Source organism: Mannheimia cairinae, assembly GCF_028649535.1.
GTDB lineage: Bacteria > Pseudomonadota > Gammaproteobacteria > Enterobacterales > Pasteurellaceae > Mannheimia > Mannheimia cairinae.
Genome location: NZ_JAQSJE010000004.1, coordinates 95,264 through 114,917, shown reverse-complemented (window position 1 = coordinate 114,917; position 19,654 = coordinate 95,264). Strand labels below are relative to the sequence as shown.

Genomic DNA, 19,654 nt, shown 5'->3' with positions numbered 1-19,654 from the left:
CAAATTTTATAATTAAATTTTACAAAGTGTGAAAGATTACCTGAAATAATCAAAATGGCAACCGATAAAAATTGCTTCCTAGTGAAATAGGAGTGATTTAAGGAAAATACCTTTTACCTTAACAACCACCTAATTCTGCTGAAATTTTAGCAGCCGCTTCTTGAATAGCTGGCAGTAAATTCTCTTGTCCTAATTGATTAAGGCGAGCGGTAGAAAGTGATACGGAAACCGCATAATTCACTTTTTGTTGATGATCAAAGATCGGGCAAGCAATACAGGAAACCCCCAATTCATTCTCTTCAGCATCCATTGCAAACCCTCTTTCTCGAATGGTTTTTAACTCATTTCGCATTCCTTCAATCGTGGTAATGGTATTTACAGTCAATTTTTGGATAATCGATGATTTTTCTTGCCAGTATTGTGGAATATACTCTTGCGAACCATAGGCTAAAAATAATTTTCCCATACCTGAACAGTATAATTGAAGTGGTTGCCCAATATATGCTCGTGTTCTCATTAATCCTGTTGTTGCTTCCAACTTGTTAATTAAGATTGCGTGCCCTTTCTCACGCATTGCAAAATTGACTGTTTCACCTAACTTTAAGTTAAGTGCTTCTAAATGAGGTGCCGCAATATGTAAAATATTAATTGAGCTCAATGCTCTTTGGCCAAGAGCTAAACATTTTGTAGTAAGCCGATAACTTCCAGCGGTAGGTGCTGGTCGAACATACCCCTCTTGTTGTAATCCTTGTAGTAAACGGTGCACTGTACTTTTATTTAGCCCTGAAAGCTCTGCTAAATGAGCTAAGGGGCAGCCGTTTGGGAACTGAGCTAAAAGCTCTAATAAGGTTAAGCCTCGAATTAAACTCTGATTTCCTGCTGATTCCTTTTCTTTTTTTTCCTTCATTTTATCGTTCCTAAAATAATATGATCTAGTGGCATATCCCAACTCTCCGTGGGCAAAATTTCAATTTGCTGACATTGATGAGCAAGCCCTACTCGAATAATATTCGGTGCTTGAGCAAAGGTTCTATCATAAAATCCACCTCCCATACCCAATCTATTACCTTTTTTATCACAGGCAACCAAGGGAGTAAAAATCATCTCTAATTGGCAAAGAGGAATAATATTTCTCACATCTAATACAGGTTCTTGAATGCCAAAACGGTTCAACTTAAATTCTGTTTTAGAATTGTAATTTATAAACAATAATTGACCGCTTGTAAAAGGATGAAGAAGGGGAAGGTAGAGATTTTTGTGTTGAGTAAGAAGTATATCCATTAAAGGTTTAGGCGAAATCTCCCCTTTAAATGGTAAATAAAAAGCAATATTTGAAGCATTATAAGATTGAATTAATGAAATAGCCTCAGGAATAATAGATTGTGCAGCTTTAGCTTGTTGTACATCAGTTAAGCTTTGCCGCTTAACTTTCATAGATTGGCGTAATTGACTACGAAGATCAGTAGTAGATGAAAAGCTCATATAAAAGACCCGAGATGCCGCTACCAGTAATGGTCCTTGAACCAGAAGGTTCAAGGGAGTCAAACTTAATTACTTTTAGGCTTCTTACTCAAGGTAAGCTTGCTCACCAGCATTAGATGTCTAACTCAAAGTTTTAAATTATCGGCTCAGGGACGTAACTCGTAACGCACACCCCAGGCAACATTTATAGTAACGGAATTTAATGATTTTTCCTAGTGTTTAATACAATAAAATTGTAAATTCTTAAACCGCTCGCTTCATTCCTAATCAGCTAGATGAGAAATTCGCTAATTTGATTGAAATTTACCAAGAGAATTATCTAACTGCTCAATACAAGAAACTAAAACATTCTTATTTTCTGCATTTTGTCGCTGAGCTAACTCTAATTCATAATTTAAATTCAGAGCAACAATAGCCAATACTTTCTCAAGTTGAATAATACCTGATTGCTCTTTTAATACCGCAACCCGCTCCTCTAAACGTTGGGCTGAGGCCAGTAAATTTTCTTGTTGTTCTACAGGACATTGTAAACGTAATACCTGCCCAAAAATCTGTAATTCAATATTATTGGACGACATAAATGCGAAATCCTCACTTAAATCTCTAAAATTTTGTTATATTATGCCATTCTTTATCAAAATCACAAATAACACAATTATGGCTATTACAAACTCAAACGAATTTAAACAACTCATTTCGCAATTACAAATTAATGAAACAGTAGCAGAATTTCACGGTTTTCTATCTGGCTTAATTGCTGGCGGAATTCAAGATGAGTCTTGGAAAACGCTTACCTACCAATTTACTAATGACGGACACGCATTCTCAGTCGCACCACTACAAAGCTTAAGTGAATTTTATCAACAACTCTCAGAAAGTTTTAGTGAAGCCAATACCCTTTTCACTCTTTGGTTACCTGAAAATGAAGAAGATGGTTTTGCATTGGCTGATGGAATTGCAGAGTGGACGAACAGCTTCCTATTAGGGCTAGGATTATCTCAACCCCAATTACAACAAGAAACTGACGAAGTAGGCGAAGCTATTGATGATTTAGATGAAATTGCAAAATTAGGTTACAATGACGAAGACAGTAATGAGGAACTACTTGAAGCAGGCGAAGAAGTGGTAGAATACCTAAGAGTTATTGCATTATTCTTACATAGCCATTTTGCATTAGGCGTAACTTCAAATGATAAGCCTCAACTACACTAATACCACAGCAAGGGGTTAAATTTTTTAGAAAACTTGCAAAAAGTTTTGCAAAAACAACCGCTTGCATAACAAAAATAAAGGAAAAACAATGTCTGAATTAAAAAATGATCGCTATTTAAAAGCATTATTACGTGAACCTGTTGATATGACGCCTGTTTGGATGATGCGTCAAGCCGGTCGTTACTTACCAGAATACAAAGCTACCCGTGCAGTTGCAGGCGATTTTATGTCGTTATGCCGCAATGCTGAATTGGCTTGCGAAGTAACCCTTCAGCCTTTACGTCGTTATGATTTAGATGCGGCAATTTTATTCTCTGATATTTTAACCATTCCAGATGCTATGGGGTTAGGTTTAACCTTTGGTGCAGGCGAAGGCCCGAAATTTGCTCGCCCTGTTACAAGTTTAGCCGATGTGAATAATCTCCCTATTCCTGATCCTGAAGGCGAATTACAATATGTGATGAACGCAGTACGCACTATTCGCCGTGAATTAAAAGGTGAAGTACCTCTTATCGGCTTTTCAGGTAGCCCTTGGACCCTCGCAACCTATATGGTGGAAGGCGGTTCAAGCAAAGCATTCACTAAAATAAAAAAAATGATGTATGCCGAGCCACAAACCTTACATAAATTATTAGATAAATTGGCAGATAGCGTAATTTTATATCTAAATGCTCAAATCAAAGCTGGTGCACAATCTGTAATGGTATTTGATACTTGGGGCGGTGTTTTAGCACATAATGAGTATAAAGCGTTCTCGCTACGCTATATGCACAAAATTGTTGATGGTTTAATCCGTGAAAATGAAAATCGTAAAGTGCCTGTAACCTTATTTACCAAAGGTGGCGGTTTATGGTTAGAAGCCATTGCAGACACTGGCTGTGATGCGATTGGCTTAGATTGGACGGTTGATATTGCAAATGCCCGTGAACGTGTCGGACATAAAGTGGCACTACAAGGTAATATGGATCCGAGTGTGCTTTATGCCTCTCCTGAACGTATTGAGCAAGAAGTAAAAAATATTCTTGCAGGCTTCGGCAACGGTAGCGGACACGTCTTTAACTTAGGGCACGGTATTCATCTAGATGTGCCGGTGGAAAGCCCGAAAGTCTTTGTGGATGCTATCCATAATTTTTCAAAACCATACCATAAATAAATCACACAAGCGGTCAAAAAATGTATTATTTTTGCAAAATATTACTAAAAAACGACCGCTTGTAATATGAGGAAAAACTATGCGAAACCCAATTCATAAACGAATGGAACGCTTTGAACCTTGGCAACACCTAACCTTTATGGCGTGTTTGTGTGAAAGAATGTATCCTAATTATCAGTTATTCTGTGATGTTACCGAACAGCCTGAAAAAGCCAAAGTTTTCCAAAATATTCTTAATCTGGTTTGGGAATATTTAACGGTGAAAGGTGCCAAAATTAATTTTGATAACCAACTGGAAAAATTAGAAGAAATTATTCCAGATGTGAACGATTATGACTTCTTTGGTGTCTTACCTGCACAAGAGGCTTGTGAAGCACTTTCAGAATTACTTCATAGCATTATTGCTGGTTCAACATTAGAACAGGCTATTCGTATCAGCCAAATTTCTCTTGGAACTGTTGCAAGCTATCTTGAAATGCAACAAGACAAAGAACTTAATGAGCAAGAACTCAAAAATAGTGATGAAATTCAAGATGAATTAGATGTTCAATGGCAGATATATCGCTTGCTAAACGAGTGTGAAAAACGTGATCTCGATCTCATTTTTGAACTTAAAAATGAAATTAGGGGGAGCGGAATCAGCAACATCGGTTTAAATATTAACCAATAGCATTGATATTTGCAAAATCTTGCTTAATAATACTTTGAGAAATCTAAACTTTGAATTAAGCTATCGCAAGCTTTAAACAAGTTTTCAGACGTTTTACGTCATTTATTAAAAACACATATCTTAGAGGATAAAACTATGAACAAAACTGAGTTAATCGATGCAATCGCAGAAGGTGCGAACTTAACTAAGAAAGATGCTAAAGCTGCATTAGAAGCAACTATTAACGCAATTTCTGCAAGCTTAAAAGAAGGTAATGCTGTTCAATTAATCGGCTTCGGTACTTTTAAAGTAAATGAGCGTAAAGCACGTACAGGTCGTAATCCAAAAACTGGTGAAGAAATCAAAATCGCAGCGGCTAAAGTACCTGCGTTTGTTTCAGGTAAAGCACTAAAAGATTTAGTAAAATAATTCTTTTTAGAAAAATACGAAGTAAAAAAACCTAGATTGTATTCCATCTAGGTTTTTTATTTTATTCTCTAAACAGAGAATGGATATTGAATTGATGGATGATATTCGTAACCTTCTACTTTAAAGTCATCGAGTGTTACCCAAGTTTCTAAATCTTCTAATGATTTAATATCTGGATTGATGATTAATTTTGGTGCACCTAGTGGTTCTCGTTTTAATTGTACATCACGCATCAGTTCAAGTTGATCTTCATAAATATGTGCATTAACAATTTTATGGTAGGCCTGCCCTGCTTTATGCCCTGTAATTTGAGCCATTAATGCTAAAAAAGTATAGCATTGAATCATATTCCAATTTAAGCCAAGTGGTACATCTGCCGAACGTTGCGTACTATTGAGATACAAAGTATCCTCTAAAAGTGAAAAATGGTGACTATGCAAACAAGGTCGTAAGCACCCCATATGGAAAGCACCTGGATGATAAAAAGTATAAATTTCTCCTCTGTTATCAACTCCTTTTTTCAAATCATCAACAATTTGACGCAATAAATCGACTGTTCCGCCATCAGGTTTAGGGAAGTTACGCCCAACTGCACCATAAACCAACCCCATATCATCTTCGCCTTTACGATAAGGGTTAGCTAGCCAAGCGGCATTATCATTGGCATTAGCATCCCAAGATTTAGTACCTAGTTGACGAAAATCGGCTGCATTATCATAACCACGAATATAGCCAAGTAACTCTGCAATAGCCGCTTTCCAAAAGCTACGGCGTGTAGTGACAAGTGGAAACTCGCCATTTTCAACATCATAGGTCAGATCAGCATTAATGACTGTTAAACAACGCTTACCAGTTCGTTCATTTGCTACCCATTTCCCTTGATTTACAATACGATTGCACAAATCTAAATACTGTTTCATAGTTACCTCATAAAAAATTTAAGTAATTTTGCCATTTATTCGGTAAAATAGCTAAAACTTTATGACACAACCAAGAAGGAGTTATGGATATGAAAAATGTAATTAAATCCATTTTAGTTTTTGCAACCTTATCTGTATTAGTTGCTTGTTCATCAAATAAAAACAGTTGGACTCGTTTAAATGATGGCGAAATAGACCAGAAATCCTACGCTATTGCCTATGGAGCAACGGCTCAAACTTACGCTGATAGAGTAAATGAAAGCTACGATATTAGTTCATTTATAAATGGAGTTAATGATTGGTATATTAAAACTGTTGCCTTACCGGTTGAACAAATCCGTGCAATGACAATGAACCGAATGCTAGATCATAATATTTATGCTTATTATAGTGGTGTGCTTTATGCCGCAGATTTACAAAGCAAATTTAATCATTTAGACCCTAATTGCTGGAATTTAGTGCAACCAACAAGTATGACTCAAGGCATTCACGATGCGATGTTAGACTTACAAAAAAATAAAGTCCGTGATGATGAATACATTCAAAATGGTGTAGAGCAAATTTTACACCTTTGTGTAAAAACTATTGCAGAAGATGAAAGTAAAGCAAAAAGAAATTAACGCAATTTAATTTCTCCTATTTACTACTAGCGGTAAAATTTTTATACAATTTTACCGCTTTTTTTATAGAGCGTATTGATTTTTTCTCAAATAAGAAATGTCCTGAAGAATTAAGCTTAAAAAAATCATATTATCCTAACCTTATGAAATGTCTGATATTTATTCATCGAAATCTTAAAAAAACATCGTTTTGCTTATTCCATAGGCAAACAATCTACATTTTTAAATTTTGCGGAAAAAGAATTTGACATCTTTTTAAATTCTAGTAATATGTCGCCCACAGACACAGTGAGTGGTGAGATGGCCGAGCAGGCTGAAGGCGCTCCCCTGCTAAGGGAGTATAGGGTTAAAAGCTCTATCGAGGGTTCGAATCCCTCTCTCACCGCCATTTACTTTATCACGCACCCGTAGCTCAGCTGGATAGAGTACTCGGCTACGAACCGAGCGGTCAGAGGTTCGAATCCTCTCGGGTGCGCCATTTTATTGACTACTCTAAAATAAAATGGTTGCGGATAAATTAAATCATCTCACAATTTCAAATACGCACCCGTAGCTCAGCTGGATAGAGTACTCGGCTACGAACCGAGCGGTCAGAGGTTCGAATCCTCTCGGGTGCGCCATTTCTTATTATTTTCTTCTATTTTTATTACCAACATTTCTTAAATGTATTATTTTTTTAATACATAATTTCAGTTAAACTTAGTACTTAATAAAAATAATGAGGATTTTAAATTGAAAGGATTAATTACTCGCCTTTTTATCGCCATCGCACTGCTACTCTGGGCTTGGGATATGATTTTTCCTTGGCAAAAAATTGTCCATTCAGAAGCCAATCACTATATTCAAATTCAACAAAATAAAATGCTAAAAGTTGGAATGATCAACCACCCTCTTTCTTATTTTATTGGCAATGAAGGAGCGAATGGTATTGAGTATGATCTAGCAAACGCTTTCGCACAATATTTAGGCGTTCATCTAGAGATAAAGCCCTATGAAAGCAGTGAGCAATTATTTGATGCATTAAAAAATAATGATATTGATATTGCTGCAGCAGGATTATTATATCACCCAGAACTACACGAAAAATTCCAACTTGGCCCTTCTTATTACTCTGCTTCTTGGCAGGTAGCTTATAAAAAAGGAACGGCTAGACCTTACCGTTTATCTGACTTACAAAAAGATATTATTATTCCAGCAGGCTCTGCTGTTATTCCTATCTTAAATCAATTAAAGCAAGAAAATCCTGATTTAAACTGGCAAATTTCAGATAAACATACGCAGGAAGAGCTATTATTAAAAGTTGCACAAGGCGAAATTCCACACACTATCGCAATGTCTGTTGATATTTCATCAGCCCAACATATTAGCCCTAACCTTGCGGTTGGGTTTGATTTAACCGATGAAAGCCCAGTATTATGGTATCTAGCAAATAGTTCATATAGCGAGCTACAATCATCATTATTAGACTTTATGTCCTATTCTGTTGAAAATGGCTTAATTTCACGGATTGAAGAAAAATATTTTAATCATTTAGCTAAATTTGACTATGTTGATATTCAAAGCTATCTAAAAGCAATTAAAACAACATTGCCCAAATATGCTCCTCTATTTCAAGCACATAAAGGAGATTTAGACTGGCAAATGCTGGCTGCTATTGCTTATCAAGAATCTCATTGGGATCCTAATGCAACTTCCCCTACCGGTGTTAGAGGAATGATGATGCTCACAAAAGATACCGCAGCTAGAATGAAGATAACCGATAGAACTAATCCGGCACAAAGTATAAAGGCTGGATCAGAATATCTGCATATGTTAATGAGACAAATGCCGGAAACTATCCCTCAAGCAGATAAAATTTGGTATAGCCTGGCAGCCTATAATATGGGATTAGGTCATTTACTTGATTTACGTCGTTTAACAAGACAGCTTGGTGGCGATCCTGATAATTGGCTAGATGTGAAAAAGAATCTCCCATTACTTGCCGAAAAACGTTATTATACTAATCTAAAATATGGTTATGCTCGTGGATATGAAGCTCTACAATATGTCGAAAATATCAGACGCTATTACAATAGTATTATTAACTATCAACGAGTTGAAGAACAAAAAACACTAGAAAATAGTTTAAATGAAAAAATGAAGCAGGAGGGTGCGTCTAATGAGAAAACTGAAGAAAAAGAAATCTCTTCCGACAAGGAAATTACGACGAATTAATCAGATTAGAAATAGAAAAAGGCTGATTTCTTCACGTAAAAAAGCATTTATGCAAATTCAGCAAACGTTATACTAACTAATTATACCCTTTTGAGAAATATTGCTTGAAAGGGTTTTTTATTTAGATGCTTAATAGGAAATAGTGGTGGGCGATACCGGTCTCGAACCAGTGACCCCCTCCTTGTAAGGGAGGTGCTCTCCCAACTGAGCTAATCGCCCTTCTTGATATTGCAATAGCAATAAAATGAAGTTTATGATTTTAGTCTTAAGTGGTGGGCGATACCGGTCTCGAACCAGTGACCCCCTCCTTGTAAGGGAGGTGCTCTCCCAACTGAGCTAATCGCCCACTTGAGACTTAAATCAAAGGGATTTGAAAACGAAACACTTGAAGTTGAAGTGGTGGGCGATACCGGTCTCGAACCAGTGACCCCCTCCTTGTAAGGGAGGTGCTCTCCCAACTGAGCTAATCGCCCGTTTTCAAAATAGATTGTTACAACGAAGGACACTTATTGAAAAGTGGTGGGCGATACCGGTCTCGAACCAGTGACCCCCTCCTTGTAAGGGAGGTGCTCTCCCAACTGAGCTAATCGCCCGTCGTTGTGGATGTGAATTATAGAGATTTTTGCTCTTTCGTCAAACGCTTTTTACGCTTTTCACCTCGTTTGATGATTTTTTACCCCAGAAAATCAATTTTTTGCTATTATTCGCTCTCAAGAATAGTAAAATAGACAAGTTTTTTTAAAATAATGAATCAGGCAAAATAAATGAACATTGAAACCCTTTTCCCTTTAGATCCTAATGTAAAAGTACGTACTCGCTTTGCCCCAAGCCCAACTGGCTATTTACACGTGGGCGGAGCTCGCACAGCTCTTTATTCTTGGCTTTATGCAAAGCATAATGACGGAGAATTTGTATTACGAATTGAAGATACTGATTTAGAACGCTCAACACCAGAAGCAACAGCGGCTATTTTAGAAGGAATGGAGTGGCTAGACTTAGCCTGGGAACACGGTCCGTATTTCCAAACAAAACGTTTTGACCGTTATAACCAAGTAATCGATCAAATGCTTGAGGCTGGCACGGCATATCGTTGCTACTGCTCAAAAGAACGCTTAGATGAATTGCGTAATACACAAGAAGCAAATAAAGAAAAACCTCGTTATGACCAACATTGTTTAAATGATCATTCACATTCTATTGATGAACCTCACGTTGTACGTTTTAAAAATCCAAAAGACGGCTCAGTGATATTTGATGATGCGGTACGTGGTCGTATTGAAATCAGTAATAGTGAATTAGATGATTTAATTATTCGTCGTACCGATGGTTCTCCAACTTACAACTTCTGTGTAGTAGTAGATGATTGGGATATGGGAATAACCCACGTTGTGCGTGGAGAAGATCATATTAATAATACACCTCGTCAAATCAATATTTTAAAAGCATTAGGTGCTCCGGTACCAACCTATGCTCACGTTTCAATGATTAACGGCGACGATGGTCAGAAATTATCAAAACGTCACGGTGCAGTAAGTGTAATGCAATATCGTGATGACGGTTATCTACCCGAAGCATTAGTGAATTATTTAGTTCGTTTAGGTTGGGGACACGGTGACCAAGAAATCTTCTCTCGTGAAGAAATGATTGAGCTATTCGATATTCATTCAGTAAGCAAATCTGCAAGTGCTTTCAATACTGAGAAGTTACAATGGCTTAACCACCATTATATTCGCTCATTAGCTCCAAACTATGTAGCGAAACATTTAGAATGGCATATGAATAATCAAGGCATTGATTTCTCTAATGGCCCAGCACTTAGCGAAATTATTCCTGTATTAGGTGAACGTAGTAAAACATTAAAAGAATTAGCTTCAGCAAGTACCTATTTCTATCAAGAGTTTGAAACTTACGATGAAAAAGCGGCTACTAAGAATTTTAAACCAGAGGCAATTCCTCCACTTGCAAAATTATTGGAAAAACTAACCGCTTGTAATGAGTGGTCGGTAGAAAATATTCACGAAGCTATGAATCAGACAGCTGCAGAGCTTGAAATCGGTATGGGTAAAGTGGGTATGCCATTCCGTTTAGCTGTAACTGGCTCTGGTCAGTCACCATCAATGGATATTACGGCAAAACTTGTGGGTAAAGAAAGAACCTTAACTCGTTTACAAAAAGCAATAGACTTTATTAATGCAAACAGTTAGTTTTTAAGCAATCAACACGCTAAAAGAATTGACATATTAAGGCGGAAAGCATATCATTCCGCCTATGTTTTGGGGGTATAGCTCAGTTGGGAGAGCGCTTGCATGGCATGCAAGAGGTCATCGGTTCGATCCCGTTTACCTCCACCAAATTACTCATCGCACTATAGTTCCATATAGTGCTATTTTTTATCTAACATCAGCATTCTCAACTAAGTTTAACATTTCCTGTGCATTTGCTAATACTGTTTCTGTAATATTACTACCAGCTAATAAACGAGCTAATGCTTTCACTCGTTCTTGCGTAGATAACAACGTCATATTTGTTTCTGTTTGGTTATTTTCAACATATTTCTGTACATTGAAATGCTGGTTTCCATAACTGGCTACCTGAGGTAAGTGAGTTACACAAAGCACTTGGCATTTTTTGCCTAATTTTCTTAATAATTTACCTACTGTTGCGGCAGCTGCACCACTAATCCCAACATCGACCTCATCAAAAATAATCGTCGGTGTTGAAAGCTTATTGGCCGTTAGAACTTGAACGGCTAAAGAAATACGAGAAAGTTCTCCACCTGACGCAATTTTAGCAAGAGGTTGAGCTTGTTGCCCTAAATTACTGCGTAAATTAAATTCAACAAAATCAGCACCATTTGCTGTTAATTTCTTAGGGTTATGCTGCACATCAATAAAAAACTCCCCATTTTCCATTGCTAAGTGCTTTATTTGCTTTGTAACTTGCTCTGACAATTTACGTCCAGCATCAACACGCTTAAGATAAATCTTCTCAGCAGTAGCTAAACACTCTTGATAAGCTTGTTTTTCATCAGCTATTAATTGCTCTTCATTATCTTCAAAATCAACTAGTTGTTGTAACTCAATTTTTAACTTAGCATAATGTTGCCACAATTCTGAAGGCTGAACATAGTGTTTACGAGCAAGGGATATTGTATGAGAAATTCGATTATCTAATTCACTTAATAATAATGGATCTTGCTCGATTTTGTTTGCTAGTTGGCTTACCTCCGAACTTGCCTCTTGTACTTGAATTAATGCTTCATTTAGCATATCAAGCACTCCTTCATAATGGCTATCAACTTCTACTAAGCTTTCAACATTACGAATTGCCTTATAAATAAGATCATTTGCATTAATTTCATCTTCGCTCAGTAAATTTAAAGTTGCTTGGGAAAATTCTGTTAGTTCTTCTGAAGAAGATAGAATACTGTGTTTCTCCTCCATTTCTTCAAATTCACCTTCTTTAATAGCAAATTCATCTAGTTCTTCGACTTGATATTGCAGTAGTTGCTTACGAGCTTCATTCTCTTGACATTGTTGCTGAAAATTACGAACTTGTTTATTCAGCTTTTGCCACTTATGATATTGCTCTGCCATTTTCTGCTGTAATGACTGTAAACAAGCATAATTATCTACAATCTCAAGCTGATATTCACTTTTTAGAAGTAACTGAGGTGCGTGCTGTCCATTTAAATGGATAAGATACTGCCCTAGCTCTCTTAATTGAGAAATAGGTAAAGGCCTATTATTTACAAAAGCTTTTGAACGTCCATCTATATTAATTACACGACGTAAAATACATTCTTGAGGATTATCTTCTTCAAGTAGTTCTTGCTCTTGTAACCATAAGTAAGCGGGACTATTTTTCTGCATTATGAAACTAGCTGTAATATCAGCTTTATCAGCACCATTACGAATCATTCCACTTTCTGAACGATAGCCAAGGCATAATCCTAAAGCATCAATAGCAATAGATTTACCTGCACCAGTTTCTCCAGTAATGACAGACATTCCTTCATTTAGCTCTAAGTCTAAATGGCGAACAATTGCAAAGTTATTAATAGAAAGGTGGGTTAGCATATAAATCCCTCAACAAAGCTGTATATAAATATAGTATATACTGATATTTTAAACAGTAAAGAGAAATTTTATGCTTTAAATAAAAAAGGATGGTAAACAACCATCCTTTAGCTCTAATCTTGTAATTAAATAAATACTTCTTGCTGAGCTTGATAACCTTTAGGAGCTTGAGCTTTATCTTCAAAGGTAACAAATTCCCAAGCGTTTTGATTGGCAAGCACTGCACGCAATAATTTATTATTTACACCGTGCCCTGATTTATATGCACTAAATTCACCAAGAATATTATAGCCACACATATATAGATCACCGATTGAATCTAGCATTTTGTGGCGTACTAGCTCATCTTTAAAGCGTAAACCATCTTCATTTAAGATTCGATACTCATCTAACACAATAGCATTATCTAAGCTACCACCTAATGCTAAGCCAATAGATTGAAGATACTCGACATCTTTCATAAAAGTAAATGTTCTTGCTCGACTTAATTGATGAATAAAACTCTCAGCAGAGAAATCTAATGAATAGCTTCCTACATTTTTAGGAATGAGAGGGTGTTCAAAATCAATAGTAAAATTAAGTTTAAAGCCATTATTATATGGTTTTAATTCAGCCCATTTATCTCCTTCTTCAACTCGTACTGTTTCTTTGATACGAATGAATTTTTTAGGTGCATCTTGTTCTTCAATACCTGCATCTAATAATAAATAGATAAATGGACTAGAACTACCATCCATAATTGGGATTTCAGGTGCATCAACTTCAACAATAACATTATCTAAGCCTAATGCTGACATCGCTGCATTTAAGTGTTCTACTGTTGAAATACGAACGCCATCATCATTTACCATACAAGTGCATAACTGCGTATCACGAATAGAGTCTGCACTTGCAGGGAAATAAACTGCAGGCTCTAAATCGGTACGAGCATAAATAACACCTGTATTAGCTGGTGCAGGGCGTAAAGTTAATGTAACTTTTTTGCCACTATGCAAACCAATACCTGTTACTTTTGCTGCTTGTTTTAATGTTCTTTGTTTAATCATAACTTTCCCTTACTTTCCAAATTTTGGAAATAATTATCCTTTTCTCATAAAATCTGGAATAGAATTCGGATTAAAAATCTGCGTTGTATCTACAGATTGTGGTTTTACTACATTTTCAGGTTTCTGTACCGGTTGCCCTTGATTAGCAAATGGATGTGATGACATATAACCTGAAGGTCGTTGAGTTTGCGTCATTGGTTGTTGTGCCACACCTTGATTCTGCTGACCTTGTGTATTAGGGTGTCCTTGCATCTGTTGATAAGGAACTTTAGGCATATGTAATGTTTCTTCTGGTTGCCCAATACCTGTTGCAACAAGAGTTACACTTACTTTGCCATCCATCTCTGGATAATAGTTACAACCAAAAATAGTTTCTGCATCTTCCGAAGCTCTTCCTTCAATAAGATCCATCATAGCATAAACTTCATCTAATGAGAAATCAGTACCCGCACTAATATTAATAAGCATACCGGTTGCACCTGTAATATCAACATTTTCAAGTAATGGGCTAGAAATAGCAGCTTCCATTGCAGTTTCTGCACGGCCTTCGCCAGCTGCTCCTTCTGCAAAACCAGTACCAATCATTGCTACACCTTTATCTGACATTACATTTTGTACGTCCGCAAAGTCCACATTAATATCTGCACCTGTAGAACCACCAGCACTCGTAATCATATTAGTAATACCTAATACACAATTACTTAAAACATCGTTTGCAGCAGCAAATGCATCAACAACCGAAATCCCTTTACCAAGACCACGTAGTTTATCATTTGGAATAACAATTAATGAATCAACATATTGAGATAACTCTTGAATACCTTGCTCTGCATTACGCATTCTTACTCGGCCTTCAAATTTAAATGGTTTTGTTACCACTCCAACTGTTAATGCACCTTGTTCTTTTGCGATTCTGGCAACAACAGGGCCCGCACCAGTACCTGTACCGCCCCCCATACCAACAGCAATAAATACCATATGAGCACCATTTAGTGCATTGGCGATAGCGTCTTTATCTTCTAATGCTGATTGTTGTCCTACCTCAGGCTTACCACCAGCACCTCGCCCCCCCGTTAAATCGCCACCAATTTGAATGGTTTGGCTTGTTGATCTTTTTCTTAAGACTTGTGCATCTGTATTTACATCATAAAACTCTACACCGTTAATTCCATCAGAAGAACGGCACATACTATCAACAGCATTTCCGCCGCCGCCGCCAACACCCACAACTTTAATATTTACAACTTGTTGTAGTTGCTCATAGATAGGTTCAAACATTTTTATCTCCCTGCGTGTTTTTAATCACACTATTTAAAATTTTGCTTTGATTATATCAATAAATTTTTTCGTACCACGTCCCAAAGCACTTAAAAAGTTTTCATCGGAATCTACGATAATACCCTGTTCGGTATAATTATAATGACTATACTGTAAAAGCCCTAATGCAGTCGCATATTGAGGCTTATTCACATAATCTGTTAGTCCTGTAATATTTAGCGGATATCCCACACGTACTTGAGAACCAAAAATAGATTTTGCACATTCTACAATATCTTCAATTTGTGAACCACCACCTGTAATCACGATACCAGCAATTAATTCTTGTTTTATGCCTCTTTGGAATAAATCGTGTCTGAGTTGAGTTAATTCACTTTCAATTACACTTAATAAATCATTATAACATTTTGATGTTACTGTCGCGACTTGTGCTCGAGTAAAGGTTCTAGCCATTCTTCCACCTAAGCCTGCAACTTCAATCTTTTTATCTGCGTTATGCGTTGGAGGCGAAATAGCACTCCCATAATTTATTTTAATACTTTCAGCTTCTGGACGAGAGGTGGTAAATACTTGAGCTAAATAATCCGTAACGCTATTACCTGCATATGGAATTACTTTACTAAATCTTAAAGCTCCATCGGTGTAAACAAGAACATCCATCGTGCCACCACCAATATCAATCAAGCAGACTCCAAGTTCTTTCTCATCTTCTGTTAAAACAGAATAACTAGAAGCTAGACCAGAGAATACAACTTGATCAACTTTTAATTTTGCACGCTCTACTGCATTTTTTAAATTTTTTAACCAAGCTTGATGGCAAGCAATTAAATGTGCTTGAACTTGTAAACGCATTCCTGATAACCCAATAGGATTTTTGGTTGCTGGTAATCTATCTACGTGATATTCCTGAGGGATCATATGTAACGTTTCTAATCCATCTTGCAATTTAATAGCTTTAGCCATATCAACAGCACTTTCGATATTATCCTGAGTTACAATACCATTTGAGAGTGTAGAGGATCCAAATTCATTTAAACCAACAATATGTTGCCCAGAAATAGCCAAAGTTACGCCCATAATTTGGCAATCAGCAATAGATTCTGCCTGCTCAATAGCTCGCTGAATTGAGTTTACGGCAGCGTTGAGATCAATAACACCACCACCATCTACCCCTTTAGAAGGGCAAACACCGGCACCCATTACATTAATCACACCATCAGGTAAGACTTCACCAACAACAGCGACTACCTTTGATGTGCCAATATCTAGGCCAACAATAATTTTTGATTCTACAGCTTTCGTCATATTATTTATATTTACTCAGTTTAATTTCTTATAGGGCTGAAACCCACCGCTGCACCATATGGATATCGCAAATCAACGTAAGCTAACCTACTCCCCTCTGGTACATTAATCTCAGGAAAAATTGTTACAAAACGATCGATTTTAGAAGTCCACTCTCCTCTTCCTAATCTTAATTCAACTTGATTAGAAAGTCGGATAATCCACGAACCTCGGCTATCAACAGAAATAGAGGTTAAATCTAAATTCCGAGCGTGTAAGTCCGCCTTTATTTTAGCCCAAGCTTCCAGCACATTTTTGCCTTCCGTATCTGGCCCATATAGCAAAGGTAAATCTTTAATATCTACTCTATCTTTTGGCAAACTGAACACAGTACCTTGTTCTGAAACAAAATTTGTGTCATTCCATACAGCAACAGGCTTATGTTCAACCAAGGTGATACTTAAACGATCTGGATAAAGCTTACGAACGACCACATCTTTGACCCAAGGGATTGATAAAAGCTTATCTTTAACCTCTTGAATATTTTGTCCGAAATATCCTTTTAGAGCAGGTTCTTTCGATAAAGTTTCACGAATGTCAGCATTTGTTGTAAATTCTGTTTTATGCGTTAAAGCATAAGCTCGAATAGGGTTTTTATCCCAACTTTCGAGGATATTTTGCCAATTACTATATATACTAAATAGAAATAGTGTACATAATAACACAATTAATGGCTTAATGAATACTAGCCATTTACGTGAAGAAACCGAAGTTTTTGGATTTATAACATTCAAACGCACATTTGTGCTGTTTTTCTTGCGGAAAAGCCCCATTAAGCACTTAACTCCAATACACGTTCGACTAATTTCTCAAACGAAATACCAACCGTTGCTGCTGATTTAGGAAAAATACTGTGGCTGGTCATTCCTGGACTCGTATTTACCTCAACCAAGCGAAACTTCCCTTCACTATCTTCCATTACATCAACACGACTCCAGCCACGGCACCCCACAACATCATAAGCAGCTTTAACTAATTGTGCTACCTCAGCCTGACGCTCTTCATTTAAAGCAGGAACAACGTATTGAGTATTATCTGATACATATTTTGCGTGATAGTCATAAAACTCGCCATCAGGAATAACTTGTACCGCTGGTAGAACCTGGCCATCTAACACTGGCACTGAATACTCGCTGCCTGCTAAAAACTCTTCAACTAATACTATTGAATCAAATTTAAGTGCCTCAGTAATAGCTGGCTCAAGTTCTTCTTTGGTCTTTACTTTAAAGACACCAACACTCGATCCCTCGCTAGATGGCTTTACAAAAACTGGTAAACCTAATTTTGCAATAATCTCATCAAAATCGACCGCTTGCCCACGCTGCACAACTACCATATCAGCAGTCGGCAATCCTACTGCATTCCATAATAATTTAGTGCGGAATTTATCTAACGTAATTGCCGATGCCATTACCCCACAACCAGTATAAGGAATACCCATTTGCTCTAATGCACCTTGTAATACGCCGTTTTCACCTATACCGCCGTGTAAAATATTAAAAACACGTTGAATGCCTTTTTCTTTTAATTTTTCAACAGGGAATTCTTTAGTATCAATAGGTTCAACATCATACCCTAAGCTTTTTAGTGCTTCTGTTACTGCAGCTCCAGAATTAAGCGAAACTTCACGCTCTTGAGAAACACCGCCAAATAGCACCGCTATTTTTTCGTTTTTAATACTCATTTTATATCCTTTTACGATCTAATCTTTCTACAAATTAGAACCAGTAATTACAACTATGCTTTCCAACTTTCAGCTAAACCACGAGAAATACGGCTTACACTTCCCGCACCTTGAGCTAAAATCAAATCGCCATCTTGAATAATCTGATCTAACACATTGCCTAATTGTTCCGTATCTGAAACTAAAATAGGATCAACTTTACCTAAATTACGAATTGAACGAGCTAGGGCTTTACTATCCGCTCCAACAATAGGTGCTTCCCCTGCCGCATAAACATCTAATAAAATTAATGCATCTACTTTAGAAAGCACTTGCACAAATTCATCAAAAAGATCTCGGGTTCTTGAATAACGATGAGGTTGGAAAATCATCACTACACGTTTATTTTCCCAGCCTTGACGGGCCGCTTGAATCGTTACATCTACTTCTGTAGGGTGATGACCATAGTCATCCACTAACATAATTTTACCATTCGGGCGAATAAATGATCCTAACTGATCAAAACGGCGACCTGCACCTTGGAAATCCGCAAGGGCTGCTAAAATAGCTTCATTTCCAATTCCTTCTTCTTTTGCTACCGCCAAAGCTGCTGTTGCATTTAACGCATTATGCATACCAGGTACATTCAACAGTACATCAATACGCTCGCCACTTGGACAAACCACCGTATAATGCCCTTGGAACCCTGTTTGTTGGTAATCTTCAATACGATAATCAGCGTTCTCATTAAAACCATAGGTCACGACCTGTCTGCCAACACGAGGAGCAATTTCCATTACCGTTTCATCATCAGCACACATTACCGCTAAACCATAGAAAGGTAAGTTACGTAGAAATTTAACGTAAGTATCTTTCATTTTTTCAAAATCGCCGCCATAAGTATCCATATGGTCAGGTTCAATATTGGTAACTACTGAAACCATTGGTTGTAAATGTAAGAAAGAGGCATCACTTTCATCAGCTTCAGCAATTAAATAGCGGCTTGCACCTAGATGAGCATTTTTACCTGCCGATTTAACTAAACCACCATTTACAAAAGTCGGATCTAATTTAGCTTCCGTGTAGATCATTGAAACCATTGCAGTTGTCGTTGTTTTACCGTGTGTGCCCGCAATCGCAATACCGTGACGAAAACGCATAATTTCCGCTAACATTTCTGCACGACGAATAACAGGAATTCTCGCCTCACGAGCAGCAATAATTTCAGGATTAGTTTCGTCAATCGCAGTCGAAACCACTACAACGCTTGCACCAGCTACATTTTCAGCTTGATGCCCAATAAAGACTTTAGCCCCTGCTGCTGATAAACGCTGCGTTACCAGACCATCTGCAATATCTGAACCTGAAATTTGGTAGCCTTCGTTTAATAACACCTCTGCAATACCGCTCATACCCGCACCACCAATACCAATAAAGTGGATTTGGTTTACACGACGCATTTCAGGGACTAACTTTTTAACCTTATCTTGGAAATTTTTCATATTTTATCCTGCTATTAATTTAACAAGCGGTGAGAATTATTTATATTTTTGCAAAATTCACAC

At 37.1% G+C, this 19,654-nt stretch carries 18 protein-coding genes, 8 tRNA genes and 1 other RNA gene; 11 read left to right on the top strand and 16 right to left on the bottom strand.

Features of this window, described 5'->3' with window-relative positions; genetic code table 11:
• Positions 1 to 118 precede the first annotated feature (118 nt).
• The 4 genes from PTQ27_RS05215 to PTQ27_RS05200 form a co-directional block, all read right to left on the bottom strand.
• Positions 119 to 907 (bottom strand): IclR family transcriptional regulator, encoded by a 789-nt coding sequence (locus tag PTQ27_RS05215; RefSeq protein WP_273747726.1) that lies wholly within the window; start codon positions 905 to 907, stop codon positions 119 to 121.
• Positions 904 to 1,482, bottom strand: a complete 579-nt coding sequence (locus PTQ27_RS05210; protein ID WP_273747725.1) for a 5-formyltetrahydrofolate cyclo-ligase — start codon at positions 1,480 to 1,482, stop codon at positions 904 to 906. Before PTQ27_RS05210 ends, PTQ27_RS05215 begins: the two co-directional genes overlap by 4 nt.
• A 2-nt stretch (positions 1,483 to 1,484) precedes the next feature.
• A non-coding RNA gene (gene ssrS, locus PTQ27_RS05205) (6S RNA) lies at positions 1,485 to 1,665 on the bottom strand.
• 104 nt (positions 1,666 to 1,769) lie between these two features.
• Positions 1,770 to 2,060, bottom strand: coding sequence for a cell division protein ZapA (locus tag PTQ27_RS05200; protein WP_273747724.1), 291 nt, complete (start codon positions 2,058 to 2,060; stop codon positions 1,770 to 1,772).
• A 79-nt stretch (positions 2,061 to 2,139) separates the two neighbouring features.
• Between PTQ27_RS05200 and PTQ27_RS05195 the strand changes: the two genes are divergently transcribed.
• From PTQ27_RS05195 to PTQ27_RS05180, 4 genes are all read left to right on the top strand, one after another.
• Entirely contained in the window at positions 2,140 to 2,694 is a 555-nt protein-coding gene (locus tag PTQ27_RS05195; RefSeq protein WP_273747723.1) for a UPF0149 family protein, read from the top strand.
• Between the two features lie 88 nt (positions 2,695 to 2,782).
• Complete coding sequence (gene hemE / locus PTQ27_RS05190; protein WP_273747722.1) at positions 2,783 to 3,847, top strand: uroporphyrinogen decarboxylase; 1,065 nt, start codon at positions 2,783 to 2,785, stop codon at positions 3,845 to 3,847.
• Positions 3,848 to 3,926: 79 nt separating this feature from the next.
• The gene (locus PTQ27_RS05185) at positions 3,927 to 4,517 is read left to right on the top strand and encodes a YjaG family protein (protein WP_273747721.1); all 591 of its coding nucleotides are present in this window, start codon (positions 3,927 to 3,929) and stop codon (positions 4,515 to 4,517) included.
• A 117-nt stretch (positions 4,518 to 4,634) separates the two neighbouring features.
• On the top strand, positions 4,635 to 4,925 hold the full coding sequence (locus PTQ27_RS05180) for an HU family DNA-binding protein (protein WP_273747849.1): 291 nt from the start codon (positions 4,635 to 4,637) through the stop codon (positions 4,923 to 4,925).
• Between the two features lie 68 nt (positions 4,926 to 4,993).
• On the opposite strand, the gene PTQ27_RS05175 is transcribed toward PTQ27_RS05180, so the two are convergent.
• On the bottom strand, positions 4,994 to 5,845 hold the full coding sequence (locus tag PTQ27_RS05175; RefSeq protein ID WP_273747720.1) for a thymidylate synthase: 852 nt from the start codon (positions 5,843 to 5,845) through the stop codon (positions 4,994 to 4,996).
• 89 nt (positions 5,846 to 5,934) lie between these two features.
• Between PTQ27_RS05175 and PTQ27_RS05170 the strand changes: the two genes are divergently transcribed.
• The 5 genes from PTQ27_RS05170 to mltF all read left to right on the top strand — a co-directional run bounded on the left by PTQ27_RS05170 (position 5,935) and on the right by mltF (position 8,679).
• The gene (locus tag PTQ27_RS05170) at positions 5,935 to 6,465 is read left to right on the top strand and encodes a hypothetical protein (protein ID WP_273747719.1); all 531 of its coding nucleotides are present in this window, start codon (positions 5,935 to 5,937) and stop codon (positions 6,463 to 6,465) included.
• Between the two features lie 294 nt (positions 6,466 to 6,759).
• Positions 6,760 to 6,853, top strand: a tRNA-Ser gene (locus PTQ27_RS05165).
• Between the two features lie 13 nt (positions 6,854 to 6,866).
• A tRNA-Arg gene (locus tag PTQ27_RS05160) sits at positions 6,867 to 6,943 on the top strand.
• Positions 6,944 to 7,008: 65 nt separating this feature from the next.
• Positions 7,009 to 7,085: transfer RNA gene (locus PTQ27_RS05155), tRNA-Arg, on the top strand.
• A 112-nt stretch (positions 7,086 to 7,197) separates the two neighbouring features.
• The gene (gene mltF, locus PTQ27_RS05150) at positions 7,198 to 8,679 is read left to right on the top strand and encodes a membrane-bound lytic murein transglycosylase MltF (protein ID WP_273747718.1); all 1,482 of its coding nucleotides are present in this window, start codon (positions 7,198 to 7,200) and stop codon (positions 8,677 to 8,679) included.
• 143 nt (positions 8,680 to 8,822) lie between these two features.
• Here mltF and PTQ27_RS05145 read toward each other — a convergent pair.
• From PTQ27_RS05145 to PTQ27_RS05130, 4 genes are all read right to left on the bottom strand, one after another.
• A tRNA-Val gene (locus PTQ27_RS05145) sits at positions 8,823 to 8,898 on the bottom strand.
• 51 nt (positions 8,899 to 8,949) lie between these two features.
• Positions 8,950 to 9,025, bottom strand: a tRNA-Val gene (locus tag PTQ27_RS05140).
• Between the two features lie 51 nt (positions 9,026 to 9,076).
• Positions 9,077 to 9,152 (bottom strand) — tRNA-Val (locus tag PTQ27_RS05135).
• A 44-nt stretch (positions 9,153 to 9,196) separates the two neighbouring features.
• Positions 9,197 to 9,272: transfer RNA gene (locus PTQ27_RS05130), tRNA-Val, on the bottom strand.
• A gap of 171 nt (positions 9,273 to 9,443) precedes the next feature.
• Here PTQ27_RS05130 and gltX point away from each other — a divergent pair.
• Positions 9,444 to 10,883 carry a glutamate--tRNA ligase gene (gltX, locus tag PTQ27_RS05125; RefSeq protein ID WP_273747717.1) on the top strand — a complete coding sequence of 480 codons (1,440 nt, stop codon included), beginning with the start codon at positions 9,444 to 9,446 and terminating at the stop codon, positions 10,881 to 10,883.
• 71 nt (positions 10,884 to 10,954) lie between these two features.
• A tRNA-Ala gene (locus PTQ27_RS05120) sits at positions 10,955 to 11,030 on the top strand.
• 39 nt (positions 11,031 to 11,069) lie between these two features.
• Here PTQ27_RS05120 and recN read toward each other — a convergent pair.
• From recN to murC, 7 genes are all read right to left on the bottom strand, one after another.
• Positions 11,070 to 12,758: a DNA repair protein RecN gene (recN, locus tag PTQ27_RS05115; RefSeq protein ID WP_273747716.1), complete on the bottom strand. Its 1,689-nt coding sequence runs from the start codon at positions 12,756 to 12,758 to the stop codon at positions 11,070 to 11,072.
• Positions 12,759 to 12,883: 125 nt separating this feature from the next.
• Positions 12,884 to 13,804: a UDP-3-O-acyl-N-acetylglucosamine deacetylase gene (lpxC, locus tag PTQ27_RS05110; RefSeq protein ID WP_273747715.1), complete on the bottom strand. Its 921-nt coding sequence runs from the start codon at positions 13,802 to 13,804 to the stop codon at positions 12,884 to 12,886.
• Positions 13,805 to 13,837: 33 nt separating this feature from the next.
• Positions 13,838 to 15,082, bottom strand: a complete 1,245-nt coding sequence (ftsZ, locus tag PTQ27_RS05105; RefSeq protein WP_273747714.1) for a cell division protein FtsZ — start codon at positions 15,080 to 15,082, stop codon at positions 13,838 to 13,840.
• 33 nt (positions 15,083 to 15,115) lie between these two features.
• Entirely contained in the window at positions 15,116 to 16,387 is a 1,272-nt protein-coding gene (gene ftsA, locus PTQ27_RS05100) for a cell division protein FtsA (RefSeq protein WP_273747713.1), read from the bottom strand.
• 20 nt (positions 16,388 to 16,407) lie between these two features.
• Entirely contained in the window at positions 16,408 to 17,199 is a 792-nt protein-coding gene (locus tag PTQ27_RS05095) for a cell division protein FtsQ/DivIB (protein WP_273747712.1), read from the bottom strand.
• Positions 17,199 to 18,110 (bottom strand): D-alanine--D-alanine ligase, encoded by a 912-nt coding sequence (locus PTQ27_RS05090; RefSeq protein ID WP_273747711.1) that lies wholly within the window; start codon positions 18,108 to 18,110, stop codon positions 17,199 to 17,201. The genes PTQ27_RS05095 and PTQ27_RS05090 overlap by 1 nt, the downstream gene beginning before the upstream one ends.
• Before the next feature lie 53 nt (positions 18,111 to 18,163).
• Complete coding sequence (murC, locus tag PTQ27_RS05085) at positions 18,164 to 19,591, bottom strand: UDP-N-acetylmuramate--L-alanine ligase (protein WP_273747710.1); 1,428 nt, start codon at positions 19,589 to 19,591, stop codon at positions 18,164 to 18,166.
• Between the last annotated feature and the right edge of the window lie 63 nt (positions 19,592 to 19,654).